Genomic DNA, 11,410 nt, shown 5'->3' with positions numbered 1-11,410 from the left:
TTAGGCGATAACGGCAACGACTTCCAAGATCTTATCAATCAATTGATCCATAGAGATACCTTCGGCACGACCTTTATAACTTAGGGCTATTCTGTGGCGTAGTACATCTTTTATTACGTTGTGCACGTTCTCGGGACTCACATAGTCTTTACCCTCCATCCAGGCGTTTACCCGAGAACAACGATCTAGGGCAATGGTACCACGCGGACTCGCACCATACTCGATCCACTGGGCCAGTTCGGCATTGTAGCGGTCGGGGTAGCGGGTGGCCGAGATTAAACTCACCATATATTTTTCGAGTTCTTCCGACACTTTGATGGCGGCAATTTCTTTTCTGGCGGCAAATACCTGCTCTTGGGCTATGGTTACCTTCTCGCTCTCTTTTTTGCCGCTGTTCTCTTTTTTGTTGAGACGTAAGATCTCAAGTTCGGCGGCATCGTCTGGGTAATCGATTATGGTATGGATCAAAAAACGGTCCATTTGCGCTTCAGGCAACGGATAGGTACCTTCTTGCTCTACCGGGTTTTGGGTAGCCATTACCATGAACAAGGGGTCCATTTTATAGGTTTTACCGGCTACGGTTACCTGACGTTCCTCCATGGCTTCCAATAAGGCCGACTGTACTTTGGCCGGCGCCCTGTTGATTTCATCGGCCAAAATCAGGTTGCTGAAAATTGGGCCTTCCTGAAAGTGGAATTTTTCTTTTTCCTCGGGTTGGTATATCTCTGTTCCCGTAATATCGGTAGGCAAAAGATCCGGGGTAAACTGGATTCGGCTAAGGCCACATTCCAAATGTTGGGCCATGGTCTTTATGGCACGTGTCTTGGCCAAACCGGGTAGGCCTTCCAACAGCATATTGCCATCGGCCAATAGGGTGAGGACTATACGATCGATCAGGGTGTCTTGTCCGATGATAGATCGGGACATCTGCGATTTTAACTCAGAAATAGCTTCAAAAGGTGTCATGCGTTGGAATTTATAGTTCGAAAATACAAAAGGTGTACGAAAACACTAACATGGGGAATGAAAATTTTGACCTTTTTGATTTTCTGCAAGAAATCAATGCTAAGGCCATTTTTGTATCTTTAACTAAAGTTAATTGAGGTATATGTCAGTTTCTGAGTTAAGGAAAAGTGTAATTGATTATTTGGTTGATGCAGATGAGGCCTTTCTAAAGCTTGTAAAGGCTTTGGCAGAGGAATATGGCTCTGACACACATCAGTTTGAATTGACGGATGAGGTGAAGGTGTTGTTGGACAAACGATTGGCCAACCATCAATTAGACAAACAGGCTGGCGTGGAATGGGATACTTTTAAAAATACCTTGTTAAAAAAGTATGGCACATAAGGTCATAGTAAAACCTGAAGCCCAAGCTGATATTGAAAATGCCATTTCTTGGTATGAAAATGCTTTGTCTGGTTTGGGACTCGATTTTGTGGATGCCCTAGATGCATGTTTTAACTTTATCTCTGATAATCCCTATTTATTCCAAAAGCGATATCGCGACGTTATGATCGTTTTTACCAAACGTTTTCCGTATGGTGTTCATTATACCGTAGAAGGTCAGATTGTATATATACATGCTGTGCTGCATACCAAAAGACGACCTTTATCTTAATTATTGGTGCCTGTTTACTATGGAGTAAAAGTAAATACCCTACTTTTGCTATGCACGCATAATAAAAATAGCTGTATCATGTATGTAAAGGAGTTTGAAGTTCGATGGAGTGATCTTGATGCCAATAGACATTTGGCCAATTCGGCCTATACCAATTTTATGAGTCATGCCCGATTAAGTTTTCTATTGGAAATGGGTTTTTCTCAAAATGTAATGTCCGAATACAATATAGGCCCTGTTGCCTTTTACGAGCATACTTATTATTTTAAGGAAGTTTTTCCCGGAAAACCGATTCGGGTCTCCGTAGAGGTCAAAGGCCTTAGTGAAGACTGTATGTTCTTTGAATTCCACCACAATTTTTACGATTACAAAGGGCGTAACCTAGCCCATTGCGAGATGATGGGCGCCTGGATCGACCTTAAAGCCCGTGAACTTACAGGCTTACCAGAACCTTTGTTAAAATCTTTTATGGATTTGGAGAAAAGTGAAGACTTTCGCATACTGACCAAGGCCGATACACGTAAGCACTTTAAGAAGCCCCAAAACCTAGAAGGGTAAACTCGGTTTGCCCGCTCTTTTTAGCTGCTCTTTTTTGATCTTAAAATGGGTTACCGGTTAAACCAAAAGGAATGGTGTTCTTTAGGTAAAACCCGCCAATGATTTGCGAAGGGGTTAAATCCAACGGATGGTCAAATGCGATTTCTTCGGTATTCATTCTTAGGCTGGCTTCGCCAAATGTCAAGGTCATGCGGTTCGGGTATTGCTTGGCCGTTTGAATAACGCTGTTGTCGTTTCCGCCCGAATTTCCGACCACTACGATCTTACCGTTTCTAATCTGTAACGATTTTAGTTTTTGAAGGTCGATCAGTGCTTGTTTCGCATCACTATCTATGACATAATTTTCGGTGTCTATGCGCATATCCATGGTACCGCCCAACTGATTCAAAGCTTCTCCTCTATATATTGGATCTTCCCTATAAAAATCAATTTCACCCATGGTTTTAGGCAATCCCAATCCAAGAATACCCGCCCACATAGAGTGTTCGTCGGTTACCGGCATATAAACACAATGAAAAAATTCTTCCCCTTGGTACTCCACCAGTATCGATAGGGCATTTTCTTTGTATGGCGAAGCTCCGTAATCCAATTTGTAGAAATCGTTGAAAAAGGCAAAAACCACCATGCGGCTGGGCATGTTAAAGGCGTCGGGGATCAAACTTCGGTAAACGGCTTCATTTTCGGTCTCATAATACATAAATATGCCGTCGTTCTCAAGATAACGGTAGGGTACATAACTGTTTTCCGTAATGCTATCTATGGTAATTTCTATGGTTTTCGTATCGGTTTGTGTTCCGTTCGAAGCGACCAGGGTAATGGTATAGGCTCCGTTTTCTATATAAGTGGCGGTCGGATTCTCTTCGTTTAGGCCGTCTGAGGTGCCATTTGGGAAAGACCATGAATAGGAGGTAGCGTTGCGAGATAGATTTTTTAGGCTGACTATGGCTTGGTTCTCACCTAAAAGTATTTCTGTTTCAAAATCGGCCACTACCGATAGGGTTTCGGTAGTATCTTCATTACTGCACGAGGTCATAAAAATACTTATAAGTAGGAAGGTTAAGATAGATTTGTTCATGGTTAAAGTCTTTTGTAGAGGTATAGACTTTAAAGTCTAGGAATGGTTTAATCAAACCTTATAGGTGAGCGGCATAAACGGGAATTTTTGAGAATTGGCTTACTGTTTAGGAATGAAGGGATTGGTTTTGGCCTATCGTATTTGCTTACTGCTCAGATATACCCCAAGAAACACCAGGCAGGCGGCGACTATTTTTACCGTGGTCAGCGCATCTTTACCCGAGAACAGGGCGAAAAGGATGCCGATCAAAGGTTGTACATAGATAAAGGCGCTTACCGTAGAGGCTTTAAGCTGGGTGAGGGCATAGACATTGAACAAATAGGTTAAACAGGTGGTGCCTATGATCACATAGGCGATGACCCAGTAGACATGGGTGGGCATAGTGGCCCATTGGATTAACGAAAATTCGGGATAGGTGATGGGTAGGTTAATAATGACCGCTATGGTAAAGAGCCAACGCATTACGGTAAAGGGGTGGTATTTTTCCATCAGTTTTTTAACCAAGATCAAATAGGTGCCATACACCGTAGCGTTTAACACGAAGAGACTATTCCCCAACGGAATGTTTGGGGCATCGCTGCGTATTTCGGCCCCGAAAAGGATTAAGGCCAATGCCCCGATCAAGCCCAAGAAAATACCGATGGCTTTGATCCAGGTCACTTTTTCCTTGATCAAAAAGGCCGAAAGTACCAAAGTGATTATAGGGGTTATGGTTACCAAGACCGAACTGTTGATTGGGGTAGAGAGCTGTAATCCCTTAAAAAAAGCCAGCATATTTACCACCATGCCCAAAAGGGAGCAGATCAAAATACGTCCCCAGTCCTTTCTTTCAATCTTTTCCTTTGGTGAAAAAGGGAACAATAGCCAGAAAAGTAGAGCCGCCCCACATACCCTAAGCAATATAAAAGCGAACGGACCTACATAATCGGGCATTACCCCTTTGGCAATGGTGTGGTTAATGCCATAGATTACCGAAGCTCCGAAAGCTGCCCCTAGGGCCAAGGTTCGTTTGCTAAGCAACATAGGGGTTTCGGTTGAGGTTATTGGGCCAAGGCTTCGGCCACGGCAGCCACTTCTTTTTTGCCATTACCTATAAAAAGCTGGTTTCCCAAAATGGTAACGGGGCGCTTTAAGAAGGTATAATGTTCCAACAGCAAGGCTTTGGCCTGGTCTTCGTCTATGGTTTTGGCGGTAAGTCCTTTTTCCTTGAATAGTCGGGCCCTTCCATTGATCAATGCCTTATAGCTGCCACTCATTTCGAAAAGTTCTTCCAGTTGATCGGGGGTCAAGGGTTCTTTTTTTATGTCTTGGAGGATGTGGTCTTCCGAAAGGGGCCAAGAGTTTAAAATCCTTTTACAGGTATCGCAACTACTAAGGTGATAGGTTTTCTTCATTATCGGGAAATCAGTTGACGCTTTGGTCGTTGGTTTTCAGTTTTCTTATCAGATAGGTTTGGACTTCGTCCCAAGGAATGGTCAAGGAAATACTGCCATCGGCATAGGAGGCGATCTCGTAGGGGTTGTATAAAAGTAAGAGCCCTTTTTTGGTAAGGCCTATATTCTCCGGAAGGTGGAAGTGGTCGTCTTCGAACATAAAACCCGTGGTGTTAATGTTGCCGTTGGGCGGAATGTGCTCCTGTATCCTGAATTTTTTCTCAGCCAAACGTTCAAAGCCTTCCATATCGTCAAAAAACTCCCAATTCTCCAAGGGTTCCCCGGTAAGTTTATCAAAGTTCAAAAATTCTACCGTACCTAGACCATGGGCGCCTCCGGTGTACATATAGGTTTCTAGTCGAATAGATATTAGGTTTTTATTGGTAAAATTCACTTGGGCCTCCATTTCAGCCTCCCATTCGGCCGACAGGCTGGGATGATCGCCCCTAAAGTCATTGTACACTTTTTGAAATGATAGAATGGCATCGGCAATGGAATCGGTTTGGGTCTCTTCCTCAAAATCCAAGGTAGCGATAAGGGTTTCCCTGAGGGCGGTATTTATATTTTGGGCCAAAGGTTCCAATCCTTTTGCTATGGGGATTTTTACGGATACATTCGGGGCTTTTGAATTATGTTCCCAACTCTCGAACGTAAGGCTTGGGTCTTCTTTACAACCAATAAGGCACAACAAGAGTACCCAGGGTAAAATGTTTCGGACAGATAAGGTCATAACTTGGGAATTACCACCCAAAAATAAGGCTAATTGTTTTCTTGGGTAGAGTAGGGTATTTTTGTTTGCAACTATACGCCCGAACTTGGGTATGATTCTATAAAGATATGGACGATAAAAATTTGAAATTCAATAGTAAGGCCATTCATGGTGGTCAATCTCCCGATAAGGCCTACGGGGCCGTAATGCCGCCGATCTACCAAACCTCTACCTATGCGCAAAGCACGCCGGGCGGACACCAAGGGTTTGAGTATTCGCGATCGGGCAACCCAACACGGGCGGCTTTAGAGAGTGCCCTGGCCAGTATTGAAAATGGTAGTTACGGGCTAGGTTTCGCCAGTGGATTGGCCGCCATGGATGCGGTAATGAAGTTGTTGCAACCTGGCGATGAAGTGATTTCTACCAACGATTTATATGGAGGGAGCTATCGTTTATTCAAACAAGTATTTGAAAAATTCGGCATTACCTTTCACTTTACCGCCATGCAAGATACCCAAGCCATTGCCGATCTGGTAAACGAAAACACCAAACTCATTTGGGTAGAGACCCCTACCAATCCCATGATGAATATTATCGACATTAAAGCGGTGAGTGCGGTGGCCCAAAAACATAAGGTGCTATTGGCAGTAGACAATACCTTTGCCACGCCTTATTTACAAAGGCCTTTGGATCTGGGGGCCGATATCGTAATGCATTCGGCCACTAAATATTTGGGCGGACATAGCGATGTGGTCGCTGGGGCTTTGGTGGTAAAAGATAAAGCCTTGGCCGATAAATTGCTCTTTATACAGAATGCCTCAGGTGCCGTGTGCGGTCCCATGGATAGCTTTTTGTTGTTGCGGGGTATTAAGACCTTGCATGTGCGTATGGAGCGACACTGCCAAAACGGAGCTGGCATCGCCAATTATTTGAAAACACACCCTAAAATCGAAAGCGTGTATTGGCCCGGATTTGAAGATCACCCGAACCATAACGTGGCCAAAGCTCAAATGGATGGGTTTGGTGGTATGATTTCCTTTGTGCCTAAAGGGGCCAGTTTTGAAGATGCCATTAGCATTGTAGAAAACTTAAAACTATTCACTTTGGCCGAGTCTTTGGGCGGGGTAGAAAGTTTGGCCGGACACCCTGCGAGTATGACCCATGCCAGTATCCCTAAAACCGAAAGGGAAAAGAGCGGTGTAGTAGATGCTTTGATTCGTTTAAGTGTTGGAATTGAGGACGTAGAAGACCTCAAAGCCGATCTCGATGCTGCCCTTAGCGCAATTTAGAATGTAAAATTTTCAGAAAAAGGGCGTTTGGATTATATAAATACCATAATTTTGGCGTTAAATTTTCAATTTAGCAATATCACTATCTTATAAAAGATGCATATGGAAGCAAAAATCAACGCTTTTATGGAAGAGGTAAAGGCCCGTAATGGTCACGAGCCCGAGTTTCTTCAAGCCGTACAAGAAGTTGCCGAAACGGTAATTCCGTACATTGCCAAACATGAAATATATAACGGAAAGAACATCTTGCTCCGCATGGTAGAGCCAGAACGTTTGATCTCTTTCCGTGTTTCTTGGGTAGATGATCAGGGCGAGATCCATGTAAACCGTGGCTATAGGGTTCAGATGAACTCGGCTATTGGCCCGTATAAAGGTGGTCTACGTTTTCACCCTACCGTAAATGCCAGTATCCTTAAATTCCTAGCCTTTGAGCAGGTGTTTAAAAACAGTTTGACTACCCTGCCTATGGGTGGAGGTAAGGGAGGTTCCGATTTTGACCCTAAAGGAAAATCGGATGACGAAATCATGCGTTTCTGCCACGCTTTTATGGCCGAGTTATGCCGTCATATTGGCCCTAATACCGATGTGCCTGCTGGGGATATAGGTGTTGGTGCCCGTGAGATTGGATTCTTATTCGGTATGTACAAAAAGATCCGTAACGAGTTTACCGGGGTACTTACCGGAAAAGGCTTGTCTTGGGGTGGATCAAAAATCCGTCCAGAAGCGACCGGTTATGGTACCGTATATTTTGCCGATAGTATGCTGAAAAGCAAAGGCGATAGTTTTGAAGGGAAGACCGTGGTGGTATCTGGTTCGGGTAATGTGGCCCAATTCGCCGTAGAAAAAGCGACCCAGTTGGGGGGCAAGGTAGTTACCTTGTCCGATTCCGGTGGTTATATACACGATGCCGACGGTATCGATGCCGATAAGCTGGCCTTCGTGATGGATTTAAAGAATAACCGTCGCGGCCGTATTTCTGAATATGTAGCCAAATATCCTAACGCCACCTTCCATGCCGGTGAACGCCCTTGGTCGGTAGCCTGCGATGTGGCCCTGCCATGTGCCACCCAAAACGAATTGAACGGCGAAGAGGCCAAAATGCTTTTGGACAATGGCTGTATCTGTGTGGCCGAAGGCGCCAATATGCCTTCTACCCCAGAGGCCATGCACGCTTTCCAAGATGCCAAGATCTTGTTTGCGCCAGGTAAGGCGTCCAATGCTGGAGGTGTGGCTACCTCGGGTCTTGAGATGAGCCAAAACTCTTTGCGTATTAGCTGGACACGCCAAGAAGTAGACGAGCGTTTAAAGCAAATCATGAGCGATATACACGATTCTTGCTTGGAATACGGTAAGGAAGAAGATGGTTTCTGTAACTATGTTCGTGGTGCCAATATCGCTGGCTTCGTAAAAGTGGCCGATGCCATGTTGGCCCAAGGGGTTATCTAACCGCTTTAGATTAGGCTATTAGTCGCAAAAACCTGCCAAGGGGTAGGTTTAGCGAGTCAACTTGAATAATTCGAAAAGTCCGTAGGGAAACCAGCGGGCTTTTTTTGTATACGATTCCAGAGCTTTAGATCCACTATCTTTACCCGGTGCAACTCACTACCAAAGCCATAGTACTTACTTCGCTGAAGTATTCCGATACCAGTTTGATCGTTAGGGCTTATACGGCTTCCGACGGACTTAAATCCTATATGCTTAAAGGGGTATTGGCGTCTAAGAAAGGAAAAGTGCGGGCGGCGCATTTTCAGCCCCTGACCCAATTAGAGCTGGTGGCCGTACATCGCAATTCGGGAAATTTGGAGCGTATCAAAGAGGCGAAGGTGCTGTATCCGTACCAAAGTCTGCATACCGATTTTGTAAAGAGCAGTATGGCCCTGTTTTTAGCCGAGGTGCTGGCCAATTCGTTGTTAGAGGAAACGGCGGACTCGGCCATGTTCGATTTTTTGGAAACCGTCCTGCTTTGGCTCGACACCCATGATTCTATTTCCAATTTTCATCTGGGTTTTTTGTTGGAGCTGACCAAGTACCTGGGCTTTTATCCGGATGATTCCGAGGCTCATCTCGATTATTTTGATCTGCTTTCGGGTGGTTTCGTGGCCAAGCCAAGCCTAAACCCAATGTTAGATGGGGAGATTTTAGGGGTGTTCAAAGCGCTATTGGGCACGAATTTTGATGTAGTACACCAAGTCAAACTGCGAAAAGAGCAAAGGCAAGAACTACTTCGCCGCTTACTGCTGTATTTTGAATTACATTTGCACGGTTTTAGAAAACCCAAATCGCTTGAAGTGTTACAGGATGTCTTTGAACATTACATATAAATTTTTCCTTTTGGTGTTTTCCTTGTTTTTGGGAGTTACCCAAGCACAGGAAATTCAGGTGCTGGATCAAGAAAGCGGGCAACCCATTTTCAATGTGGCCGTCTTCAATGCCGATAAGTCAAAGGCCACGGTTACTGACTTTGATGGAAAATGCGACATTTCGGCCTTTGAAAGGCAAGAACGCATCACCTTTAAACATTTGGGTTATATCACCTATAAAGTCACCAAGAACCATTTGCGTAAAATTGGGAGTAAGGCCCTATTGGCTCCCAATGCCCAACAATTGGAAGAGGTGGTGATGTCGGTATCGCGCTGGGAACAGCAAAAAAAGGATGTGCCCCAAAAAATTACGACGGTCAGTGCGGCTGCGGTTTCCTTTACCAACCCCCAGACCTCGGCCGATCTGTTGCAATCTACCGGACAGGTTTTTGTACAAAAAAGCCAATTGGGCGGAGGCAGTCCCATGATTCGGGGTTTTGCCACCAATCGGTTATTGATAGCCGTTGATGGGGTACGTATGAACAATGCCATTTTTAGGGGAGGTAACCTACAGAACGTTATCTCCATAGACCCCTTTAGTATTAAAAATACCGAAGTGGTCTTTGGGCCGGGTTCGGTTATCTATGGTAGTGATGCCATAGGCGGGGTCATGAATTTCTATACCAAAGGACCGGAAGTTTCCAGCCTGGATAGTTTGAAGGTAAAAGGTGCCGCGGGCTATCGTTTTGCTTCGGCCAATATGGAACATACCGGCCATGGCGAGATTAGCTTGTCCAAAGGAAAATGGGGGGCTTTTAGCAGTGTCAGTTTTTCCGATTTCGACGATTTGACCATGGGCACCAGGGGGCCGGATTCCTATTTACGTGAACAATATGCCGCAAGGGTGAATGGGGAAGATGTTTTGCTGGTGAATGATACGCCCGAAAAACAGCTGCCTACGGGTTACGACCAATTGAACCTGATGCAAAAAATCGCTTTCCACCCTTCTAACCGTTGGCAATTTGATCTTGGGGCCTATTATTCCGAAACTTCCGACTATGCGCGTTACGATCGCTTGATCCGACCCAATACCACAGGCGATGGGCTACGTAATGCCGAATGGTATTATGGTCCGCAGCAATGGTTTATGGGAAACCTACAGGCTTATAACAAGGCCAGGGGGCGCTTTTACGATGCTTTTAAGCTAACGGCGGCCTACCAGAATTTTCAAGAAAGTAGGCATAGTCGCAGGTTCGGTAATGATGAACGGCATAACAACTTTGAAAATGTAGATGCTTTGTCCATCAATCTCGATTTTGAGAACAAACGGATGAAGAATTTCCGCTGGTATTATGGTGGGGAGTTTTTGTATAATAAGATCAGCTCAAATGGTTATGCCGAAAATATAGAAACCGGCGCTGCCCAAGGCATTGCCTCCCGTTACCCGGATGGATCACGTTGGGAATCGTCGGCCCTGTATTTTAATTCGGAGTATAAGGCACAGCCCAACCTAAGTCTGTTAGGTGGGGTGCGTTATAGCCATGTTTGGATCAATACCCGTTTCGATACCACCTACTATCCATTTCCGTTTACCGAAGAGAAACTGTCTACCGGGGCACTTACCGGTAGTTTGGGCTTGAGTTGGTTTCCCAAGGCAGATTTGCAGTTTACCCTCAACGGATCAACCGGATTTAGGGCACCCAATATAGATGATATGGGCAAGGTGTTCGATTCGGAACCCGGTGCCGTTGTGGTGCCCAACCCAGCACTGAAACCGGAATATGCCTACAATGTAGAATTTGGGGTACGTAAAAATTTTGGCGATGTGTTGACCCTGCGTGGGGCGGCCTATTACACCTATTTGGTAGATGCCTTGGTACGACGCGATTATACCTTTAATGGCGAAGACGAAATTTGGTACGATGGCGAACTGTCCCAGGTACAGGCCATACAGAATGCGGCCAATGCCTTTGTATATGGTTTTGAATTCGGTTTAGATGCCTACCTGAACGAAAACCTCACTTTAAAAGGCAATCTTACCTTGACCGAAGGAGAGGAAAAGGATAAAGATGGCACCCATGTTCCGGGGCGACATGTGGCCCCAACCTTTGGTGATTTTCATGTGATTTGGCGTAACCAAAGGGTCAAGGCCGATTTATTCGTGAATTATAATGGCGAGATACCCTTTGATGATCTGGCGCCTTCGGAGCGCAGTAAGGCGTATATCTATGCCCAAGATGCCAATGGCAACCCCTACTCACCTTCTTGGACCACCCTAAACCTACGGTCACAGTGGTTGTTCGCTAACCATCTTAAAGTGAGTGCTACCCTAGAAAATATTACCAACGAACGTTACCGAACCTATTCCTCAGGAATCGTGGCCCCTGGCGCCAACCTGATCTTGGGTGTGGACTATGTTTTTTAATG

General features: G+C 45.1%; 12 protein-coding genes. 7 read left to right on the top strand and 5 right to left on the bottom strand.

Going from position 1 to position 11,410, the window contains the following annotated elements; genetic code table 11:
- Positions 1-966, bottom strand: a complete 966-nt coding sequence (locus B7P33_RS05540) for an AAA family ATPase (RefSeq protein WP_097440974.1) — start codon at positions 964-966, stop codon at positions 1-3.
- Between the two features lie 142 nt (positions 967-1,108).
- Between B7P33_RS05540 and B7P33_RS05535 the strand changes: the two genes are divergently transcribed.
- The 3 genes from B7P33_RS05535 to B7P33_RS05525 all read left to right on the top strand — a co-directional run bounded on the left by B7P33_RS05535 (position 1,109) and on the right by B7P33_RS05525 (position 2,177).
- Complete coding sequence (locus tag B7P33_RS05535; protein ID WP_097440973.1) at positions 1,109-1,348, top strand: hypothetical protein; 240 nt, start codon at positions 1,109-1,111, stop codon at positions 1,346-1,348.
- A complete protein-coding gene (locus tag B7P33_RS05530; protein WP_097440972.1) occupies positions 1,338-1,619 on the top strand; it encodes a type II toxin-antitoxin system RelE/ParE family toxin in 282 nt (93 codons plus the stop codon). The genes B7P33_RS05535 and B7P33_RS05530 overlap by 11 nt, the downstream gene beginning before the upstream one ends.
- Positions 1,620-1,697: 78 nt before the next feature.
- Positions 1,698-2,177, top strand: a complete 480-nt coding sequence (locus tag B7P33_RS05525; protein WP_097440971.1) for an acyl-CoA thioesterase — start codon at positions 1,698-1,700, stop codon at positions 2,175-2,177.
- A gap of 40 nt (positions 2,178-2,217) precedes the next feature.
- Here B7P33_RS05525 and B7P33_RS05520 read toward each other — a convergent pair whose 3' ends face one another.
- From B7P33_RS05520 to B7P33_RS05505, 4 genes are all read right to left on the bottom strand, one after another.
- Positions 2,218-3,252, bottom strand: a complete 1,035-nt coding sequence (locus tag B7P33_RS05520) for an acetoacetate decarboxylase family protein (protein ID WP_097440970.1) — start codon at positions 3,250-3,252, stop codon at positions 2,218-2,220.
- A gap of 132 nt (positions 3,253-3,384) precedes the next feature.
- Positions 3,385-4,275, bottom strand: a complete 891-nt coding sequence (locus B7P33_RS05515) for a DMT family transporter (protein ID WP_097440969.1) — start codon at positions 4,273-4,275, stop codon at positions 3,385-3,387.
- A 17-nt stretch (positions 4,276-4,292) separates the two neighbouring features.
- Positions 4,293-4,646, bottom strand: coding sequence for an arsenate reductase family protein (locus B7P33_RS05510; protein ID WP_097440968.1), 354 nt, complete (start codon positions 4,644-4,646; stop codon positions 4,293-4,295).
- Between the two features lie 10 nt (positions 4,647-4,656).
- Positions 4,657-5,415: a DUF3298 and DUF4163 domain-containing protein gene (locus B7P33_RS05505; protein WP_097440967.1), complete on the bottom strand. Its 759-nt coding sequence runs from the start codon at positions 5,413-5,415 to the stop codon at positions 4,657-4,659.
- 107 nt (positions 5,416-5,522) lie between these two features.
- Here B7P33_RS05505 and B7P33_RS05500 point away from each other — a divergent pair, with 107 nt between their 5' ends.
- From B7P33_RS05500 to B7P33_RS05485, 4 genes are all read left to right on the top strand, one after another.
- On the top strand, positions 5,523-6,683 hold the full coding sequence (locus tag B7P33_RS05500; protein WP_097440966.1) for a cystathionine gamma-synthase: 1,161 nt from the start codon (positions 5,523-5,525) through the stop codon (positions 6,681-6,683).
- A 102-nt stretch (positions 6,684-6,785) separates the two neighbouring features.
- Positions 6,786-8,129, top strand: coding sequence for an NADP-specific glutamate dehydrogenase (gene gdhA, locus B7P33_RS05495; RefSeq protein ID WP_097441243.1), 1,344 nt, complete (start codon positions 6,786-6,788; stop codon positions 8,127-8,129).
- 146 nt (positions 8,130-8,275) lie between these two features.
- Positions 8,276-9,004, top strand: coding sequence for a DNA repair protein RecO (gene recO, locus B7P33_RS05490; RefSeq protein WP_097440965.1), 729 nt, complete (start codon positions 8,276-8,278; stop codon positions 9,002-9,004).
- Positions 8,982-11,408, top strand: a complete 2,427-nt coding sequence (locus B7P33_RS05485; protein ID WP_097440964.1) for a TonB-dependent receptor — start codon at positions 8,982-8,984, stop codon at positions 11,406-11,408. The genes recO and B7P33_RS05485 overlap by 23 nt, the downstream gene beginning before the upstream one ends.
- Positions 11,409-11,410 lie beyond the last annotated feature (2 nt).

The sequence above is a fragment of the Sediminicola luteus genome, from assembly GCF_002514735.1.
In the GTDB taxonomy this organism is placed as follows: domain Bacteria; phylum Bacteroidota; class Bacteroidia; order Flavobacteriales; family Flavobacteriaceae; genus HQA918.
The sequence above is the reverse complement of the archived record's forward strand: the minus strand, read 5'-3'. Positions and strand labels throughout refer to the sequence as shown.